Source organism: Streptomyces sp. NBC_00122 (genome assembly GCF_045160845.1).
Lineage (GTDB): Bacteria > Actinomycetota > Actinomycetes > Streptomycetales > Streptomycetaceae > Streptomyces.
On the sequence record NZ_CP108191.1, the window covers coordinates 183,100 to 200,837 of the forward strand.

At 73.2% G+C, this 17,738-nt stretch carries 17 protein-coding genes; 6 read left to right on the forward strand and 11 right to left on the reverse strand.

The window, feature by feature from the left end; all coding sequences use genetic code 11:
* Positions 1–7: 7 nt before the first annotated feature.
* The 5 genes from OG737_RS00850 to OG737_RS00870 all read right to left on the reverse strand — a co-directional run bounded on the left by OG737_RS00850 (position 8) and on the right by OG737_RS00870 (position 5,654).
* Positions 8–925 (reverse strand): NADP-dependent oxidoreductase, encoded by a 918-nt coding sequence (locus OG737_RS00850; RefSeq protein ID WP_328930169.1) that lies wholly within the window; start codon positions 923–925, stop codon positions 8–10.
* Positions 926–1,045: 120 nt separating this feature from the next.
* Complete coding sequence (locus OG737_RS00855; RefSeq protein ID WP_328924180.1) at positions 1,046–2,422, reverse strand: GH1 family beta-glucosidase; 1,377 nt, start codon at positions 2,420–2,422, stop codon at positions 1,046–1,048.
* Positions 2,419–3,282 carry a carbohydrate ABC transporter permease gene (locus OG737_RS00860; protein ID WP_405921078.1) on the reverse strand — a complete coding sequence of 288 codons (864 nt, stop codon included), beginning with the start codon at positions 3,280–3,282 and terminating at the stop codon, positions 2,419–2,421. The genes OG737_RS00855 and OG737_RS00860 overlap by 4 nt, the downstream gene beginning before the upstream one ends.
* Positions 3,272–4,327, reverse strand: a complete 1,056-nt coding sequence (locus tag OG737_RS00865; RefSeq protein WP_405680426.1) for a carbohydrate ABC transporter permease — start codon at positions 4,325–4,327, stop codon at positions 3,272–3,274. Before OG737_RS00865 ends, OG737_RS00860 begins: the two co-directional genes overlap by 11 nt.
* 10 nt (positions 4,328–4,337) lie before the next feature.
* The gene (locus tag OG737_RS00870) at positions 4,338–5,654 is read right to left on the reverse strand and encodes a sugar ABC transporter substrate-binding protein (protein ID WP_328924182.1); all 1,317 of its coding nucleotides are present in this window, start codon (positions 5,652–5,654) and stop codon (positions 4,338–4,340) included.
* A gap of 162 nt (positions 5,655–5,816) precedes the next feature.
* On the opposite strand from OG737_RS00870, the gene OG737_RS00875 reads away from it, so the two are divergent.
* Positions 5,817–7,109, forward strand: coding sequence for an ROK family transcriptional regulator (locus OG737_RS00875; RefSeq protein WP_328924183.1), 1,293 nt, complete (start codon positions 5,817–5,819; stop codon positions 7,107–7,109).
* 37 nt (positions 7,110–7,146) lie between these two features.
* Here OG737_RS00875 and OG737_RS00880 read toward each other — a convergent pair whose 3' ends face one another.
* The 3 genes from OG737_RS00880 to OG737_RS00890 form a co-directional block, all read right to left on the reverse strand.
* On the reverse strand, positions 7,147–8,223 hold the full coding sequence (locus tag OG737_RS00880; protein ID WP_328924184.1) for an RNA ligase (ATP): 1,077 nt from the start codon (positions 8,221–8,223) through the stop codon (positions 7,147–7,149).
* A gap of 140 nt (positions 8,224–8,363) precedes the next feature.
* On the reverse strand, positions 8,364–9,110 hold the full coding sequence (locus OG737_RS00885) for a peptidoglycan-binding domain-containing protein (RefSeq protein WP_328924185.1): 747 nt from the start codon (positions 9,108–9,110) through the stop codon (positions 8,364–8,366).
* Positions 9,111–9,306: 196 nt separating this feature from the next.
* A complete protein-coding gene (locus OG737_RS00890) occupies positions 9,307–10,128 on the reverse strand; it encodes an MFS transporter (protein ID WP_405921079.1) in 822 nt (273 codons plus the stop codon).
* A gap of 9 nt (positions 10,129–10,137) precedes the next feature.
* Here OG737_RS00890 and OG737_RS00895 point away from each other — a divergent pair, with 9 nt between their 5' ends.
* Together OG737_RS00895 and OG737_RS00900 are read left to right on the forward strand one after the other, a co-directional pair.
* On the forward strand, positions 10,138–10,566 hold the full coding sequence (locus OG737_RS00895) for a hypothetical protein (protein ID WP_405921080.1): 429 nt from the start codon (positions 10,138–10,140) through the stop codon (positions 10,564–10,566).
* Between the two features lie 58 nt (positions 10,567–10,624).
* Positions 10,625–11,467, forward strand: a complete 843-nt coding sequence (locus tag OG737_RS00900; protein WP_405680423.1) for a MerR family transcriptional regulator — start codon at positions 10,625–10,627, stop codon at positions 11,465–11,467.
* Positions 11,468–11,471: 4 nt separating this feature from the next.
* Here the strand turns inward: OG737_RS00900 and OG737_RS00905 are convergent, their stop codons facing one another.
* Positions 11,472–11,768 carry a hypothetical protein gene (locus tag OG737_RS00905; protein WP_328924189.1) on the reverse strand — a complete coding sequence of 99 codons (297 nt, stop codon included), beginning with the start codon at positions 11,766–11,768 and terminating at the stop codon, positions 11,472–11,474.
* A gap of 97 nt (positions 11,769–11,865) precedes the next feature.
* On the opposite strand from OG737_RS00905, the gene OG737_RS00910 reads away from it, so the two are divergent.
* Together OG737_RS00910 and OG737_RS00915 are read left to right on the forward strand one after the other, a co-directional pair.
* Positions 11,866–12,336: a hypothetical protein gene (locus OG737_RS00910; RefSeq protein ID WP_328924190.1), complete on the forward strand. Its 471-nt coding sequence runs from the start codon at positions 11,866–11,868 to the stop codon at positions 12,334–12,336.
* Positions 12,337–12,765: 429 nt separating this feature from the next.
* Complete coding sequence (locus OG737_RS00915; RefSeq protein ID WP_405922391.1) at positions 12,766–13,248, forward strand: GNAT family N-acetyltransferase; 483 nt, start codon at positions 12,766–12,768, stop codon at positions 13,246–13,248.
* 11 nt (positions 13,249–13,259) lie between these two features.
* On the opposite strand, the gene OG737_RS00920 is transcribed toward OG737_RS00915, so the two are convergent.
* Positions 13,260–14,267, reverse strand: a complete 1,008-nt coding sequence (locus OG737_RS00920) for a transcriptional regulator (RefSeq protein WP_328924191.1) — start codon at positions 14,265–14,267, stop codon at positions 13,260–13,262.
* Between the two features lie 119 nt (positions 14,268–14,386).
* Between OG737_RS00920 and OG737_RS00925 the strand changes: the two genes are divergently transcribed.
* Positions 14,387–14,797, forward strand: coding sequence for a DUF3224 domain-containing protein (locus OG737_RS00925; protein ID WP_328924192.1), 411 nt, complete (start codon positions 14,387–14,389; stop codon positions 14,795–14,797).
* A gap of 75 nt (positions 14,798–14,872) precedes the next feature.
* Here OG737_RS00925 and OG737_RS00930 read toward each other — a convergent pair whose 3' ends face one another.
* Positions 14,873–17,605 carry a DNRLRE domain-containing protein gene (locus OG737_RS00930; protein WP_405680420.1) on the reverse strand — a complete coding sequence of 911 codons (2,733 nt, stop codon included), beginning with the start codon at positions 17,603–17,605 and terminating at the stop codon, positions 14,873–14,875.
* Between the last annotated feature and the right edge of the window lie 133 nt (positions 17,606–17,738).

The window sequence follows — 17,738 nt, forward strand, 5'->3', positions numbered from 1 at the left end:
TTCACGTTCAGATCTCGATGACGATCTTGCCCGAGGTGTGGCCGCCCTGGCTCAGCTCGAAGGCCGCGGCCAGCTCGGACAGCGGGAAGGTCCGCGCGACGGGCACTGTGAGCTGTCCGCCGTCCGCGAGGCGGCCCAGTGCCTCCAGGTCGCTGCCGACCGGGCGGACCCACATCCACTCGCCGCCCGAGCCGGTGACGGTGGGGTCGGCGATCGAGGCGTGGCGGCCGTCGGCGTGCAGCACTTCGCGGGTGACGGCGAGGACCCCGCCGACGAAGTCGGCGACGACCGTGACTCCTTCGGGGGCCAGTTCGAGGACCCGGCCCGCGAGTCCGTCGCCGTACTCGACGGGCTCGGCTCCGAGCGATCGGACGCGGTCGTGGTTGCGGGCGGAGGCGGTGCCGATGACCCGGGCCCCGAGCGCGCGGGCGATCTGGACGCCGAGGGAGCCGACGCCGCCGGCGGCGCCGTGGATGAGGACGGTGTCGCCCTTGCCGGTGCCGAGCCGGGTGAGCACCTGGTAGGCGGTCTGGCCGGCGAGCGGGAGCCCGGCGGCCTCGGCCCAGCCGAGCGAGGCGGGCTTGTGCGCGAGGGACCGTGCGGGCACGGTGACGAACTCGGCACAGGTCCCGCCGTGCACGTAGTCCTTGCGGGCGTTGGCCATGACCTCGTCGCCCTCGGTGAACTCGGGGGTGTCCGGTCCGACCCGCTCGACGGTGCCGGAAACGTCCCAGCAGGGAACCACCGGATACACGACGTCCATCAGGCCGTCGAGCCCACCCGCCATGACCTTCCAGTCGACGGGGTTGACGCCGACGCACTTCACCCGGACGAGGACCTCGCCCGGACCGACCTTCGGCAGGGGCAGCCGTGTCTCGGTGAGCACCTCCGTACCGCCGTACGTCTCGTAGGCAATCGCCCGCATGGTGTTGTCCTGCGCCATCCACCTGACCTCTCCGTGAGCTGCTGGACCCGCCCCGGGCCCATCCCACCACGCGCGCGGCGCCCGCCCCGAGAAGCAGGGCGGGCACGGTGCGGCGAAGCGTCAGCGGGCGCGGTGCGAGGCGATGATCTCGGCGTAACGGCGGCCGCTGGACTTCACCGTGCGACGCTGGGTGGCGTAGTCGACGTGGACCAGGCCGAAGCGCTTGTCGTAGCCGTAGGCCCATTCGAAGTTGTCCAGCAGCGACCAGGCGTAGTAGCCGGCCACCGGTGCGCCGCGGCGGGCCGCGCGGGCGCAGGCGGCCAGGTGGGCGGTGAGGTAGGCGGTGCGTTCGGGGTCGTGGACGCGGCCGTCGGGAGCCACGGTGTCGGGGTACGAGGAGCCGTTCTCCGTGATGTGTACGCGCTGGGCTCCGTACTCCTCGTGCAGGCGCATGATCAGCGACTCCAGGCCGTCGGCGTCGACCTCCCAGTCCATGGCGGTGCGCGGGACGCCGGGCCGCTCGATCTGGCGGGCGAAGGGCGCGGGGCCGGCCGGATCGTCGGTGACGACCTGCGGGAAGTAGTAGTTGAGGCCGGTCCAGTCGAGGGGGGCGGCGATGGCGGCGAGGTCGCCGGGACGTTCGGGGAGGTCCACGCCGTAGACCTCGCGCATGTCCGCGGGGAAGCCGCGGCCGTGGACGGGGTCGAGCCACCAGCGGTTGACGTGGCCGTCCATGCGCCGGGCGGCGGCGTGGTCGGCCTCGCTGCCGGTGGCCGGTTCGACGGTGGAGAGGTTGTTGACGATGCCGATCCGCGCTCCGGGGGCGGCCGCGCGGACGGCTTGGGTGGCGAGGCCGTGGCCGAGCAGCAGGTGGTAGGAGGCGCGGACGGCCGCGGTGAGGTCGGTCAGGCCGGGGGCCATCCTGCCCTCCAGGTGGCCGATCCACGCCGAGCACAGCGGCTCGTTCAGCGTGGCCCAGTGGGTGACGCGGTCGCCGAGCCGTCCGGCCACGAGACCGGCGTACGCGGCGAAGTGCTCGGCGGTGGCGCGCTCGGGCCAGCCCCCGCGGTCCTGGAGGGCCTGGGGCAGGTCCCAGTGGTAGAGGGTCACGTTGGGTTCGATGCCCGCGGCGAGCAGTGCGTCGATCAGCCGGTCGTAGAAGTCGAGGCCCTTGGAGTTGGCGGGGCCGTCTCCGCCGGGCACGACGCGCGGCCAGGCGACGGAGAGCCGGTAGGCGTTGGTGCCGAGCTGCCGCATGAGGCCGATGTCGCCGCGCCAGCGGTGGTAGTGGTCGCAGGCCGTGTCGCCGGTGTGGCCTCCGTCGATGGCGCCGGGGACGCGGGTGAAGGTGTCCCAGATGGAGGGGGACCGGCCGTCCTCGTCGACCGCGCCCTCGATCTGGTAGGCGGAGGTCGCGGTGCCCCAGGCGAAGTCGCGGGGCAGGGCGGCGAGGTCGAGGGCGCGGTCGGCGACGGGGAGGCGTTCGAAAGAAGTCATTTGACGGCTCCTGCCGTGAGTCCGGCCACCAGGTACTTCTGCAGCAGCAGGAATCCGGCGACGACGGGGATGCTGACGACGAGCGAGGCGGCCATGATCTGGTTCCAGTACACGTCGTTCTGCGTGGAGTAGCCCTGCAGTCCGATGGAGAGGGTGCGGGTGGTGTCGTTCGTCATGACGGACGCGAAGAGCACTTCGCCCCACGCGGTCATGAAGGCGTACACGGCGACGGCGACGATCCCGGGCACGGCGGCCGGGAGCACGACCCGCAGCAGCGCGCCGATCGGGCCGCAGCCGTCGACCGTGGCCGCCTCGTCGAGGTCGCGGGGCACCGAGTCGAAGTACCCGATGAGCATCCAGATGGAGAAGGGCAGCGAGAAGGTGAGGTAGGCGAGGATGAGCCCGCCTCGGGAGCCGTAGAGCGCCACCCCGGTGCTGTTGCCGATGTTCACGAAGATCAGGAACAGCGGGAGGAGGAAGAGGATCCCCGGGAACATCTGGGTGGACAGCACGGTGACGGTGAACAGGCGCTTGCCGCGGAACCGGTAGCGGCTGACGGCGTACGCCGCGAAGACGGCGATGACCACGGAACAGACGGTGGCGGCCCCGGCGACGATCAGGGAGTTCAGGAAGTACGTGGCGAGCGGGACGGTGTGCCAGATGTCGATGTAGGGGCGGATGGTGAGCCCGCCGGGGATCCAGCGGAACCGGCCCGCCACGTCCGCAAGCGGCTTCAGCGAGCTGGTGACCATCACGTAGACGGGCAGCAGCACGAAGCCGGCGAGCAGGGTCAGGAAGACGGCCCGGACGGCCCTGAAGGACAGGGGCGGGTCGAGCGGGCCGCAGGGCCTAGCAGGCATCGTCGTGCCTCCGTCCGCGTGTGGTGACGAGCAGGTACCCGGCGGTGACCAGGAGGAGGAAGAGCAGCAGGAGGACGGACATGGCCGAGCCGGTGCCGAAGTTCCAGGTGACGAAGGACGACTGGTAGATGTGGACGGAGATCAGGTCGGCGGCCTCGGGCGCCGCCTTGCCGAACAGGACGAACGGCGTGTTGAAGTCGTTGAAGGTCCACAGGAACAGCACCAGGACCAGTACCTGGTTGACCGCGCCGAGCGAGGGCAGGGTGATCCGGCGGATCTGCTGCCAGACGCCGGCGCCGTCCAGGGCCGCGGCTTCGTAGAGGTCGCCCGGGATGTTCTGGAGGGCTGCCGTCACGACGAGGAAGGCGAACGGCCAGCCCTTCCACACCGAGACGGTCAGCAGGGCCCAGAAGCTGTTGTCGCCGATGAGCCAGAAGGTGTGCTCGGCGCCGCCGAGGCCGAGCTGGTCGTGGAGGACGTGGTTCACCAGGCCGTTGTCCCGCTGGAACATGAACACCCAGGTGATGACGGCCGCGTAGACGGGCAGGGCGTACGGGACGAGGAAGAGCGCCCGCAGGAAGCCGCGGCCGCGGAAGCTCTCCTGCGTGAACACGGCGGCGGCGGTTCCGAGCAGCCAGCACAGGCCAACGGAGAGCAGGGTGAACAGGCAGGTGGTGAGGAAGGAGCCGAGGAGGGCCTCACCGACGGGGCGGTTGACGTCGACGGCGAGTTCGTAGTTGCGCAGACCTGTCCAAGGGGCGCGGGACCAGTCCCGGATGAAGAACTGCGTGAGCTCCCGGAAGCTCATCAGGATGCCCATCACCATCGGGACGAGGTGGATGAACAGTTCGAGGAGGAGGGCGGGCAGGAGCAGGAGGTAGGGCAGGGCGGTACGGCGCAGACGGCCGGTGGGGCGCATTCGTCCCGTACGGCGTACCCGGACGGCGGCGCGGGGCGGCCGCGGGGCGGCGCCGGCCCCAGCCTGGGCGTCGGCTCCGGCGTCGGGCCCGGTGTCTGATGGCATCGCGGTGGGCGCGGAGGTCATCTGGCGGGGCTCAGTTCGGCATCTGCTGCTGGGCCTTGGTGAGCTTCGCCTTGACCGATTCGGTGGTCACCGGGCGGCCGGCCGCGGCGTCGGCGAAGAGCTCCTTGATCGCGGTGCCGACGGTGGTCTCGAACTGCGACTCCTCGGGGACCTGCGGGAGCGGGGCGGCGCTGGTGGCGAGGGTGTCGCGGAGCACGGTGAGGTCCTCGGCGGCGAAGGCCGGGTCGCTCTGGGCGGCCTTGACCGGCGGGATGGAGCCGTAGGTCTTGTTGAGGATCTTCTGCTCCTCGTCGCCGGTCATGAACTTCACGAATTTCAGCGCGCCGTCGATGTTGTCGGTGTTCTTGAAGACGGCCAGGTTGATGCCCGCGACCATGGAGTTGGTGTTCCTGCCGGTACCGGGGGTGCCGCCCGCGGGGACGGGGACGGGGGCCACACCCCAGTCGCCCTCCTTCATGCCGTGTGCCGTGAAGCTGCTGGCCGCGCTCTGCCACAGGACCATGGCGGTCTTGCCGCCGGCGAAGTCCTGGAGCGACTGGTTCTTGTCGTACTCGGCGTTGCCGGGCGCGATGATCTTGTCCTTGGCCATCAGGTCGACGTACTGCTTGACGGCCTCGACGTTGGCGGGGGTGTCGAAGGAGGGCTTGCCGGCGGCGTCGAAGAACTCGGCCCCGTGCTGCCTGGAGAGCACGAAGGCCTGGTGGATGTTGTTGGAGAGGTTCGAACCCTCGGCCCCCAGCGCCCACTTGCCGTCCTTGGACAGCTTCCGGCCGGTGGTGACCATCTCGTCCCAGGTGGCCGGGGGCTTCTCGATGCCCGCCTCATGGAACATCTTCTTGTTGTAGTAGAGCGCGTACGACATCGAGTAGAGCGGGACGGCGGCCGGGTCCTTGCCGGCGGCTCCGGCCGAGCCGATCGCGGACTCGACGAAGCGGTCCTTGCCGCCGATCGCCTCGAAGTTCCCGGCGTCCCAGGGCAGCAGGGCGCCGGTCGCCTGGAGGGAGGAGGACCAGGTGTTGCCGATGTTGAGGACGTCCGGGCCCTGCCCGGAGGCGGTGGCGGCGAGGATCCGATTGAGCAGGTCGGACCACGGGACGACTTCGAGCTTCACCTTGATGCCGGTCCGCTGCTCGAACTTCTTCAGCTCGGGACCGAGCGCGGCCTGGTCCGCCGCGATGTCCGGGCCCTGGTTCGACGCCCAGTAGGTGAGCTCCCCGGGGGCGGTGTTGGATCCGCCCCCGCTGTCCGCGGATCCGCCGCCGCAGGCGGTGGCGGCGGCGAGGAGGGCGACGGTGACGGCGGCTGCGGCGGCTCTGGTTCTGCGCATGGCGGCTCGGCCCCTTTCGGCGAGGTCGCGGGCAACGGCAAGGCCGACGCGGGCACTCCGTCCAGGCCTTAATTTAGGACGTGAGTTAAGCCTCGTGAAAGGGTCGCGTCAAGAGGTCGCGCAAGGGTATGTTGCGAGCGATGCCACTGCGGAAGGAGCCGGATGACCACGGGGCGTAGCGGACGAACGGTGCGGGACCTGCGGCGGGGCAACCGGAGCGCCGTTCTCCAACGGCTGTACTTCGGCGGGCCGATGAGCCGCCAGGAACTGGGGCCCGCCACCGGGCTGAGCTCCGGATCCGTCAGCAACGTCGTCGGCGAACTCGTCGCGGACGGGCTGCTGGAAGAGGCCGGCGTGGTCGACTCGGACGGCGGCCGGCCCCGCACCCTGCTGCGCGTGGCGCCCGGCAGTGCCCACATGATCGGCGTCGATGTCGGCGAAACCCGGGTCCGCGTCGAGCTGTTCGACCTGACCCTGACCGAACTGGCCCGCACCGAACTCCCGTTGCTGCCGCGCGGCTGCTACGACGTCGGCCCGATCGTCGACCACATCGAGCAGGGCATCGCCACCGTGCTCGCCGAGGCCGGCGTCGGTACGGAGCGGCTGCTGGGCGTGGGCGTCGGCGTACCGGGCATCGTGGACCGCGAGGCGCCGGGCGGGGCCGTGGTGCACGGCCAGACCATCGGCTGGGACGCGGTCCCGCTGGAGGAGCTGCTGCGCGCCACCGGAGCCCTGCCGCCGGAGGTCCCGTACATCATCGACAACGGCGCGCGGACCCTCGGCCAGGCGGAGATGTGGTTCGGCGCGGGGCGCGGGGCCCGGGACGCGGTGGTCGTGCTCTTCGGCTCGGGCGTCGGCGCGAGCCTGATCACCGACGGCTCGCCGGACGGCGGGACGACGCAGGGGACCCCGCTGGAGTGGGGCCACCTGACGGTCTCCGTACGCGGCCGGCGCTGCCGGTGCGGGGCGCTGGGCTGCCTGGAGGCGTACACGGGAGCCGAATCCCTGCTGGCCCGCTGGGCCGAGCGCGGCGGCGGCCCGGTGGACTGCGTGGACGAGGAGGAAGCCCTGTCGGCCCTGCTGGCGGCGGCCGGTTCGGGGGACCCGGTGGCGCGGGAGGTCCTGGACGAGACCGCGGAGTACCTGGGCGCGGGGCTGTCGGACCTGATCAACCTGTTCCGTCCTGAGCGGATCCTGATCGGCGGCTGGGCGGGCCTCATGCTGGGCCCCCGCATCCTCCCGGCGGTACGGGAGCACGCGACGCGGTACTCGCTGCGCCATCCGGCGGGCCGGGTCACCGTGGGCCTGGGTTCCCTGGGCCCGGACGCCGTCACGGTCGGCGCGGCCACCCTCCCCCTCTCGGCGTTCTTCGCGACGGGCGGCCGCCGCGCGGCCCCGGCCCCCCACACCGAACCGCCGGGCTGGCGCACGGCCCTGGAGGTCCGAAAGCCGTGAGGGACGGGGCCGGGGCCGGCCGGACCGGCCCCGGCGGTCACTCGTACTCCGTACCGCCCTTCCGGGTCAGGTACGCCGGGCTCACCGCCTTGCCGATGGCGCGGCCGCCCACCACCGGGCTGTACCGCTCCACCACCGGCCGGATCACGACCCCCTCGCGCAGGTGCACCTCCCGCCCGGACACGGTCTCGCGGCCGCTCGCCAGCTCCAGCACCGTGTCGAGGTCGTACGGCCCCTCGTACAGCCGCGGCACCAGCGGCAGCTCGCCCTCCGGCAGCACGGCAGCCGGGTCCAGCCACCGCACCTGCCCGTCGATCTCCGCGGACACGTCGAAGACGGCGTATCCGGGCGGGGCCCCGGCGGTGCGCACGTCCGTCCCGTAGCCGAGGTCCTGGACGCCCGCGCCGTACACCTCCCCGAAGATCCCGACCCGGCTCGCGCCGAGCCGGGCGGCCAGCCCGGCCGCGACGGCCGGCACGCCGTGCCCCCGCACGGCCCGCCAGTAGACGTTGCGCTCGTCCTCGCTCAGCGCGAGCCCCTTCGAGCCGTAGCCCTTGGAGGAGACCACGGCCCGCTCGCCCTCGACGACGTACGTGAACAGGCAGGCGGTGCCGTGCAGTTTCTCCGTGAGGACGACCGGCTCGCCGGGCTCGAAGAGGTGCGGATAGCGCTGGAGGTTCTCGATGTCCACCCACGGCATCAGGTCCGGGGCGGACTCGACGTCGCCGTTCATCGTCGTCGGCACGGGCGGCGCCCATTTGGTGATGCCCAGCGACTCCGCGAAGTCCGTGCCCTCCTTGGCCGCCAGCACCAGATCGACGTCGGCGAGCGCGCGCGGCCGGCACACCAGCCCCTGCGAGAGCTCGCCGCGCAGCCGGACCGCCTTGACCCGGTCGGCGGAGCTTCCGGCCAGCCTCCCGGTCAGGCCGAGCTCCTCGATCAGGCCGGGCGGCAGGACGGCCTGCTCCGGTATGTACAGGGCGAACTCACCCGTGCGGTAGGCGCCCTTGGCGACGACGGCCCGGTACAGGCCCACCTGGGCCAGCTCCAACGCGTCGGCGTTCGGGTGCTCGTGGACGGTCAGCTCCTCGACGGTGACCCTCAAGGTCGACATGGGCGGACTCCTCGGACGTGGCGGTGGTGATGGACGCGACTGCGGCCGACGCCCACTTTCCCTCCCGCCATTTCCGCTGGTCCAGCACTTATCGGGGTGTTAGCCTGCCGCGCCGCCGAGGGCCTCCGACCGCGGGAGGGTCAGCCGCCGATGGGGAACGAAGCCTGCGTGGCGGGCCCGTAGACACCGGGCTGGTCGCCCTTGATGTTCCGGTCGCGCTGGAGCTGGGCGACACCGCGCCGGGTCTGGCTGTCGTAGACACCGGTCGTGGAGACGTACGTGAACCCCTGCCCGAACAGCCGCTCCTGCAGGGCGCGCACCCCCGAACCGCTGTCCCCCATGCGCAGCGTGCCGTACGAGGCCTGCCCGGCCGAGGCGCTCGCCGACGGCCCCGGCTTCGGCGACGCCTGGGAGGCCGAGGCCGAGGCCGTGGCCGACGCCGAGGGCTTCACGGACCGTACGGTCGCCTCCGGCGACGGGCTGCCGTCCGGGCTGCGCGCCGGGAGCGCCGGCAGGGACAGCCGGAGCGGCGCCTCTGCCCGCGCGCGGGGCTCCGGCTCGTCGGGGCCGGTCAGCAGGTACACCAGACCGCCGGCCAGGCCGAGCGCGATCAGGGTGAGGGCCGCCGCCGGGAGCCGGCTGCGGCGGCCACCGTCGCGGTCACGCCCGGCCGCGCGGCGCGAGCGGGGCGCGGCGGAGGCGGCGTCGCGGGCGGCGGGCGCCGCCTCCGCCCGCGGTTCGAAATCGTGGAAGGACAGCGGTGCGGGGCCGGTCTGCGGCCAGACGGAAGCCGTCGGCCCGGAGGGACCTTCCGGGGGCACCGCGTACGGGCTCGTGAACAGGCTGTCGCCGGGGACGGGTCCGCTCTCGTCGGGGTGGTGGGACACGGTTGCCGGTCAGGCTCTGGCACGCCGTGCGGCACCGCGTGCAACGAGCGCGGGAGAACCACCGGTCGCGGCCGGGTGGAGCGAGGAGCGGACCGATATGGACATCTTGGGGTCTCCGAGTGCAGCTCATGCGGTGGTTCTTGATCGGGCGCACTCTGTCCCCTGTGCGTACCCCGGGTCAAGCCTGATGTCCGAACTATCCCTTCGGTCCGCTATCCCGGCGCCTTACCGACGTGACCCGGACGGTACCCGCGGCCAGGAGCATCAGGGCGGCTCCGCCGCGCGGTGCGGCCGGGGCCGCGATGCCGTCGACGGCGAGGCCGCCGAGCAGCGCGCCCGCGGCTATGGCCAGGTTGAACATGGCGACCATGAGCGAGGAGGCCGTCTCGGCCGCGGCCGGAGCCGCCTTGATCATCCAGTTCTGCAGGCTCACCGGGACCCCTCCGTACACCAGCCCCCAGGCGAGCAGCAGGGTGGTCCCGGCGACCGCTCCCGGGAGGACGGCGATCGACGCGAGGATCACGGTGAGGCAGGTGCTGACCGTGAGCAGCGTGCGGTACGCGTCGCGCGCCCCGGCCAGGAAGTTGCCCGCGACGCCCGCGACGCCGTATCCGAGCAGGAGGGTGCTGACGTACCGGGCGTCGATGCCGGAGACGTCCTGCAGGATCCGTACGAAGGTGTAGCCGGCGAACTGTCCGGTCACCACGAGGAAGGTGACGACGACTCCCGCTCGGACCCCCGGGTTCTCGCGGAGCAGGGCGGGGAGTTCGGGGAAGGTGATGGGGCGGCTCGGCGGCAGCGGGGGCAGCAGCAGGAGCAGGGCGACCAGGGTGAGGAGGCCGAGGGCGCCGACCGCCGCGAAGGCGGTGCGCCAGCCGCCGAGTTCGCCCAGCAGGGTCCCCGCGGGGACGCCGAGCACGGAGGCGGCGGGGACGCCGCCGAAGGATCGATTCGGCTCCGCGGCCGCCGTCACCCGGACGCGTGAGGCGGGGCCCCGGCCGGGCGGGGTGTACGGCAAGGTGGTGCGATGCAGTTACGCCGGGCCGTGCCCCTCTCCCTCCTCGCGCTCCTCGCGAGCGCCGGCTGTGTCTCCGTCGGCCCGCAGCAGTCGGTTCCGGTTCCCCCGCGTGGTTCCGTACCGCCCGCCGACGCGCCGGACGCGTTGCCGCCCGTGCCGCTGCCCCTCGGGGAGCTGCCAGCGGCCGCGGCGGGCGGCACCGGCCCACGTCCCGTCCCGGCTCCCGATCCGGCCCCGGACCCGGCCCCCCCGGCCGCGCGGCCCCGGGCCAAGGCCTCCCGGCCGTCCGCCGGACGGCAGCACGCCGCCAAGCCCACGGTTCCCCATCCGCGGCGGGCGCCGGTCCCGCCGCCGCACGTGGACGAGCTGTGCGCGGCCGCGGAGGGCGCCGTACCGCCGTCCATCGTCGACCTGTGCCTGCGCCAGTACGGTCACTGACCACCACAGTGCGAGGCTTGACCCTCCCCCTGTGTCAGGGCCTGCACTGGAAGGCGTCATGTTCACCATCGGAGACTTCGCCAAGCACGGCCGCGTGTCGGTCCGCATGCTGCGTCACTACGACGCCCTCGGACTGCTGCGCCCGGCCCGTGTCGACCCCTTCACCGGCTACCGCTCCTACGAGGCCGGGCAGCTCGCCCGCCTCAACCGTGTCATCGCGCTCAAGGAACTCGGCTTCAGCCTCGACCAGGTGGGGACGATCCTCGACGAGCGGGTGGGTACGGAGGAGATGCGCGGCATGCTGCGGCTGCGCCAGGCGGAACTGGAGACCGCCATGGCCGCCGCGGCGGCCCGGCTGGTCCAGGTCGAGGCGAGGCTCCGGACCATCGAGAGCGAGGGTTCCATGCCTGCCGACGACATCGTCGTGAAGAGTCTCCCGTCCGTCCGGCTCGCCGAGCTGGCCGGGATCGCGGGGAGCTACGAGCCGCAGGACATCACTCCGGTCATCGGCCCGCTGTACGAGGAGCTGTGCCGCCGCGTCGAGGAGGCCGGGGTGGTTCCGGCCGGTCCCGGCCTCGCCTACTACGAGGACGCGCCCGGCGTGGAGCCCGGTACCGCGGTCCTGGTCCACGCGGGGCTGCCGGTGGCGGCGGCGGTCCGCGCCGAGGATCTCGGGGGCGGGGTACGGATCGTCACGCTGCCGGCCGTCGAGCGGGCGGCGACCGTGGTGCACCGGGGCTCGATGGACGGGGTGCTGCCGACGGCCCAGGCCCTGGCGCGCTGGATCGACGCGCACGGCCACCGCTCGGCGGGGTACGCGCGCGAGTTGACGCTCGCCTGCCCCGAGGACCCGGACCAGTGGGTCACCGAACTCCAGGAGCCCCTCGCCCCGGCCTCCTGACGCCTCAGGCGCGGCGGCCGCAGACGTGGGCGCAGCGCCTGGCCGTGTCCCGGCGGGCGGTGCGCAGCCGGTGCACGGTGGTGCGGCCCCGGCGCTTCCACTCCCCCCGGGGCAGGGCGGCCCGCTGGCCGCCGCTCGCGATCAGGGCGTTGACCGGGGTCATCGGGTCGGCGGCCATCGCCTTGGCGAACAGGACGCCGACGACGAGCGGGACCAGGGCCACGGCCAGGGCGGTGCCGGCGGTGGTCACGTGCTGCATGCGCGGGCGGAGCGTGGCGCTGCGCGGGGCCTCGGAGGTCATGGCCTCATTCGACCAGCGGCGGCGCGGCGGGGAATCGGTGCGGATACTCAGGCTGTTGGGCTCCATGTACTCAGACGGGCGGGCGGGGTGGTAGGTGATGGAGGCATCCGGGCAGGGTTTCGAGGCCGCGACCGGCGACGGCCCTGACACGCCGGACGAAGCCGGAGCGCCGGCTGCCCGGCGGGCGGCGGAGGTACGCACGGCGTACGAGGGGCTGCTCCAGATCCGTCGGCTGGTCAACGGCCCGGCGGGCACGGCGGTTCCCGCCCCGTGGGAGGTCCGCCGGCTGCCGCACGCGGTGGCCCTCGTACTGGAGGCGGCGGGGATCGCACCGTCGGCGCTGGACGCGCGGGGGCGGCGTACGCGGACGGGCTACCGCGTGGCCGCCGGAGCTGAGCCCGGGCGGGCGGAGGTGACCTGGCCCGGCCCCCCGGGCGGCGGCGCGGCCGGGGAGGAACAGGAACGGCTGAAGGCCTGTGCGGCCGTGCTGGAACGGCTGGGGTGGGTGTGCCTGCTGTACCGGGGCGCCCGCGGGCGCCGCTTCCTGGAGGTGGAGCCCCCGCGCTGACGAAATCCGGTGGCCGTCGCCGTCCCGTACGGCGAGACTCGCGCGATGAGCATGCTCGAAGCGCTGGCGGACCGTATCGGCCGCGGCGAGACCGTGGACTTCCGGCCGACCGGCGGATCCATCGCGCCCCTGATCCACAGCCGGGATCGCGTGCGGGTCGCGCCGGCCGACCCGGCGCTGGTCGAGGTCGGCGACATCGTCCTGGCCCGCGTCAGCGGCGCGGTGTACCTGCACCTGGTGTCGGCGGTGGACGCGCCCCGCCGGCGCGTGCAGATCAGCAACAACCAGGGCCACGTCAACGGCTGGACCGGCCATGACCGGGTGTTCGGCATCTGCCTGGCCGTGGACGGCGTCCCCCGCCCGGGCGCGGCCGCCAAGGTCCGCCGTCCCGCGACCCGGCCCGTCGCGCTCGCCACCCGCCGCCTCGACCTGCTCCCGCTGAGCCCCGCGCACGCCGACGAGATGGCCCTCGTACTGGCCGACCCCGCCCTGCACGCCTTCATCGGCGGCGCACCGCTGTCGCCCGACGGGCTCCGCGCCCGCTACGAGCGGCTGGCCACCGGCTCCCCCGACCCCGAGGTCGTGTGGGCCAACTGGGTACTGCGGCTGCGCGAGCAGGGAAGGCTGGTCGGCACCGTCCAGGCCACGATCACCCCCGGCCGTGACCGGGCCGAGCTGGCGTGGACCGTCGGCACCGCATGGCAGGGCCGGGGTTTCGCCGCGGAGGCCGCCCGGGCGCTCGCCGCCTGGCTGACGGAGCTCCCGATCGGCACTCTCGTCGCGCACGTGCACCCGGACCACGCGGCATCGGCGGCGGTCGCCGCGGCCTGCGGCCTGCGCGCGACCCCGCACCGCCAGGACGGCGAGATCCGCTGGCAGTCCGCCGGCCGCGGCGGCCCCGGCTCGGGGTGAGCCGGCCGGTGTCAGCCGTAGCGGGCGGCGAGCGCCGCGACCGTGCCGGCGACGGCCGAGCGCAGCTCGGGCGGGCCGAGGACCTCGGCCTCCGTACCCAGCCGGAGCAGGTCGCCGACCGCGACGGCCTCGGACTCCACCGGGAGCCGGATCCGTACCCAGCCCTCCTCGTCGGCCGGACCGGCGTCGGCGAGCGCCCGTACGCCCGCCGCGCCGAACTGCATCGGCAGCAGCCGCTGCCCGCGGGGCGAGAGGCGCAGCTCGGCGGTCTGCTGGTGGAGCACGGCGTCCAGGCGGCGGGTGGACTCCTCCCAGTACGCGGCTAGTTCGAAGTCGGCGGGCCGCTCGAAGGCGTCGGGCGAGGCGTCCACCGCCAGGAACCGCGAGACCCGGTACGTCCGGACGGCGGCCGCGGGGGCCGCGGGGGCCTCTGAGCTCACCGCGTTCCCGGAATGCCCGGCCCGGGCCACGAGGTACCAGATGCCGCCCTTGAGGACGAGGCCGAGCGGATGCAGTTCCCGGTGCACCTCGCCGCCCCAGCGGCGGTAGTGGGTGTGCAGGACCCGCTGGTCCCAGACGGCCTCGGCGATCCCCGCGAGGTGCGGGACGGGGTCGGCGTCGCGGAACCAGGCGGGCGCGTCGAGGTGGAACCGGTCCTGGATCATCCTCGCCCGGCCGGCGAGCGCGGCGGGGAGCGCGGCCTGGAGCTTCAGCTGGGCGGCAGCCAGCTCGGCGCCGAGGCCGAGTTCCCGCGCGGGGCCGGGTACTCCGGCGAGGAAGAGGGAGCCGGCCTGGGCGTCGGTGAGGCCGGTGAGGCGGGTCCGGTAGCCGTCCGCCAGCCGGAACCCGCCGGCTGGGCCCCGGTCCGCGAGGACGGGGACTCCGGAGGCGCCGAGGGCCTCGGCATCTCGGTAGACGGTACGGACGGACACCTCCAGCTCGGCGGCGAGCTCGGGCGCGGTCATCCGGCCGCGGTTCTGGAGCAGCAGGAGCAGGGAGAGGAGGCGGTCGGCGCGCATGGCAGTCATTGTCGCCGTACCTGACAGGAGGTGTCAGGTACGGCTGCCAGCCTGGGGGCACAGACCGATGAACGACCCGGGCGGGCAAGAACCGCCCGGGCCCCGCCGAGAGGATCACCATGCCCACGCCCGTAGAGACCGGCGGCCGTTTCACCTTCGCCGACTGGCAGGAGAGTCCCGTCGGCCCCGCGGAGGCCACCCCGCGCCTCGCCCACGCCGAGGTCACCAACTCCTTCAGCGGCGGGGTCGAGGCGGCCCGCACCACCTGCGCCTACACGATCGCGTACACCGGGGAGAAGGTCGGCACGTACGCCGGCATGGAACTGCTCTCCGGCAGCGTCGACGGCCGCAAGGGCACCTTCGTCCTGGAGGAGCGCGGCAGCTTCGACGCGGCCGGCACCGTCTGCCGCTTCGAGGTCGTACCGGGTTCCGGCACCGGCGATCTCGCCGGACTGACGGGCTCCGGAGGGTTCACCTTCCGGTACGGCGACACGTCCGTGGAGTACACCTTCACGTACGGCATCGCCTGAGGCCCGGGCCGTCGGTGGGGCGGACCGGAAACGGCCCGTCCCCGCCGACGGCGCTGCCCTACCTCACGGCGTACCTCACGGCGCGCCGAAGGTCAGCGTCAGCTGCGGTGTGCCCTCGTTGGCCTGCGCCTCCGAGGACCACAGCCACAGCGCGTCCGCACCGGCGCTGCTCAGGGCCAGGCCGTATCCGGTGCCGAGGGCCGCGGCGACGGCCTGGGTGTTCAGCGCCGTGGTGTTCACCGCGGAGCCGTCCGGGACCCCCGCGAACGCGCCGAGTGCCGGACCGCCCAGGCCGGGGCGGTTGTTGTACGTCGTCCCGCCCTCGGTCCACGGCCCGGCGACCGGGACGACCGAGACGGTGTCCGTCGTACCGGCGCCGCTCATCGTGCTCGTCTTCACGCTGAGGGTGGCCGACTTCAGCACCGTGCCCGCGGGCGCGGCGGGCAGGTCGAAACGGAGGTAGCTCGCGTAGAACGAGGTGCCGCGCACGGCGAGCGAGCTCGACGTGCCGTAGTTGGTGTCGGGCGCGCCCGCGTTGGCGTAGGTGTCCTCCGCGGCGGCCACCTGCACCACCGAGTCGGCCGGGGCGGTGGCGAGGGCGTAGTGGTTCTGCACCTGCGCCGCGCTCAGGACGGTCGGGTAGACGGCGGTCTCGTCGAGCCGGCCCGCCCAGTACTCGCTGGTCGGGCGGTCCGGCCAGCCGCCGAGGCTGTCGCCGCCGGCATGCCAGTAGCCCGAGAAGTTCTCGTGCGTGGTGACGTTCAGGGTGCCCTTCTGCGCGCCGTCCACGTAGAGGGTCATCCCGCCGGGGCCCTGGGTGGCGACGACGTGGTGCCACTTGTCGTCGTTGTACGCGGCGCTGGTGGTGACGGTGCGGGTCGCGCCGGTGTAGACGCCGTAGACCAGCCGGCCGTCATTGGTCATGTAGATGTGCTTGTCGTACTGATTGCTGCCGCGGGACTGGTTGTTCCCGAAGCCGAAGAGCTTGCCGCCGCGGGTGGTGTTCGTCTTGAACCAGGTCTCGATGGTGTAGGTGCTGCCCACCGTCTGGCGCTTGTCCCCGTACACCTGGGTGTCCGTGCCGTTGAAGCCGATCGCCGTGCTCGCGCCGGAGACCGCGCCGGGCGTCTGGCGCAGGGCGGGGGCGTTCAGGTGCACACCGCTCTGGTTGCCGCCGTCCGAGGAGTCGGCGACGAAGGGCAGGGCGGACTCGTCGTAGCGCCAGTACTGCTGGGCCCCGTCGGCGCGGACCTGGTTCGGGTAGCCGTCCACCGAGGTCGGGACCGTCACGCTCGCGGTGCCCGACAGGGCGCTGGCGTTGCCCGCCGCGTCGGTCGCCGTCACGCGGTAGGTGTACGACTGGCCGGGCGTGACGGTGGTGTCGGTCCAGGAGGCCTGCGGGCGCCGGAAGAACAGCGAGTCCGCGGTGACCGTGGCGATCGGCGTGGCCGCCCCGTTGCGGTAGATCTTGTAGGTGAGCGCGCTGTCGTCGAGGTCGAGGCTGGTGCGCCAGCGCACCTGCGCCTGGCCGGGCTTGAAGCTGACCGCGCTCGCGACGGGCACGGTGGGCGCGCCGGTGTCCCCGGTGGAGGCGAAGCGCGTCAGGCTCTGCTGCGCCGCGCCGTTGACGGTGGTGAACTCGCCGCCGACCCACAGGTACTGGACGCCGCCCTTGGAGCCGACCGTCATCACGCGCGGGCCGATGCCCTCGCCGATGCCGTCGTTGGTGTCGGGGGCCCAGCCCAGCTTGCCGGTGCCGCTGGTGGGCTGGGCGAGCAGGTGGTGGCGCTGGCCGTCGGGGAACTCGCCGACGCTGGAGCAGTCGTGCGCGTGCGAGGCGCTGTAGAGCACGTTCTGGTACGGCAGTACGGCCTGCGTGGCGCCCAGGCACGTGTCGCGCCAGCGCTGGTTGAAGTCGCCGAGGCCCAGCGCGATCCGGCCGTCGAAGACACCGCCGCCCGTGCCCTCGTTGGCGGTGTAGAAGCCGTTCGCGTCGGTCGCGATGTCCTTGACGACCGAGTTGGTCTCGATGAAGCCGGGATAGGACCTGGTGAGCGCGCCGCTCGTCGCGTTCACGACGGCCAGCGCGTGCGTGTTCGTACCGTTGACGGTGAAGAAGTCGCCGCCGAGCACCACACTGTTGCCGTCCGGGGTGACCTCCACGGCGCGGCCGGGCTCGTCCGCGTTGGCGGTGAAGGGCCTGAGCGTCCCGTCGGCCGCGTCGACCGCTGCGAAGCGCTCGCGCTGCTGGCCGGCGACGCTGAGGAAGTCGCCGCCCGCGTAGACGGTGTCGTCGGTGACGGCGAGGGCCCGTACGGTGGCCGCGAAGGCGGGCCGGAACGCGGGCTTCACCGTGCAGCTCGCCACGTCGATGGCCGCGAGACTGGAGACGGGGGTGCCGTTGACGGCACCGAAGTAGCCGCCCGCGTACAGGGTCTTCTTGTCGGGCGAGAGGGTGAGCGCTCGGACGGTGGCGGTGCCGCCGCCGACCGTGAAGGACAGCTCGCAGGAGGTCGGGGCGCCGGTCGCGGCGTCGAGCGCCACGAAGTTCGCCACCGGCTGCTCGCTGCCGGCGCCGCCCGCGGGCGGGCGTACGGCGGAGAAGGTGCCGCCGACGAAGACCTGGCCGCCCGCCTCGGCGAGGGCCCAGACCACGCCGTTGGGCTGCCAGGTCGACAGCGCGTCGGCGGTGAACGCGACGGGCGGGGTGATCGCCGCCGCCTGCTGGACGAGGCCGAGGCCCATCCCTGCGCCGGTTGTGGCCAGGGACAGGGCGAGAGCGGCCGCCAACCCTCTGGATCTACGCATGAACCCCCCAGTTCGAGTGCCGTGTGGCCGTATCGGGCGCGGCCGGGTGAGCCATGGCCGGAAACAGCCGAACAGCCGTCCGCCAGCCATGCGTACGGGCGCACCTTAGGGTGAATCCGCACTCCGTTCACCC

Bases quoted from the DNA above. Each gene is read 5' to 3' on its own strand.
- OG737_RS00880 (WP_328924184.1), bottom strand. From the start codon at position 8,223: ATGTCGACCTTGAGGGTCACCGTCGAGGAGCTGACCGTCCACGAGCAC.
- OG737_RS00850 (WP_328930169.1), bottom strand. From the start codon at position 925: ATGCGGGCGATTGCCTACGAGACGTACGGCGGTACGGAGGTGCTCACC.
- OG737_RS00920 (WP_328924191.1), bottom strand. From the start codon at position 14,267: ATGCGCGCCGACCGCCTCCTCTCCCTGCTCCTGCTGCTCCAGAACCGC.
- OG737_RS00900 (WP_405680423.1), top strand. From the start codon at position 10,625: ATGTTCACCATCGGAGACTTCGCCAAGCACGGCCGCGTGTCGGTCCGC.
- OG737_RS00925 (WP_328924192.1), top strand. From the start codon at position 14,387: ATGCCCACGCCCGTAGAGACCGGCGGCCGTTTCACCTTCGCCGACTGG.
- OG737_RS00875 (WP_328924183.1), top strand. From the start codon at position 5,817: ATGACCACGGGGCGTAGCGGACGAACGGTGCGGGACCTGCGGCGGGGC.
- OG737_RS00860 (WP_405921078.1), bottom strand. From the start codon at position 3,282: ATGCCTGCTAGGCCCTGCGGCCCGCTCGACCCGCCCCTGTCCTTCAGG.
- OG737_RS00910 (WP_328924190.1), top strand. From the start codon at position 11,866: ATGGAGGCATCCGGGCAGGGTTTCGAGGCCGCGACCGGCGACGGCCCT.
- OG737_RS00895 (WP_405921080.1), top strand. From the start codon at position 10,138: ATGCAGTTACGCCGGGCCGTGCCCCTCTCCCTCCTCGCGCTCCTCGCG.
- OG737_RS00930 (WP_405680420.1), bottom strand. From the start codon at position 17,605: ATGCGTAGATCCAGAGGGTTGGCGGCCGCTCTCGCCCTGTCCCTGGCC.
- OG737_RS00865 (WP_405680426.1), bottom strand. From the start codon at position 4,327: ATGACCTCCGCGCCCACCGCGATGCCATCAGACACCGGGCCCGACGCC.
- OG737_RS00855 (WP_328924180.1), bottom strand. From the start codon at position 2,422: ATGACTTCTTTCGAACGCCTCCCCGTCGCCGACCGCGCCCTCGACCTC.
- OG737_RS00905 (WP_328924189.1), bottom strand. From the start codon at position 11,768: ATGACCTCCGAGGCCCCGCGCAGCGCCACGCTCCGCCCGCGCATGCAG.
- OG737_RS00870 (WP_328924182.1), bottom strand. From the start codon at position 5,654: ATGCGCAGAACCAGAGCCGCCGCAGCCGCCGTCACCGTCGCCCTCCTC.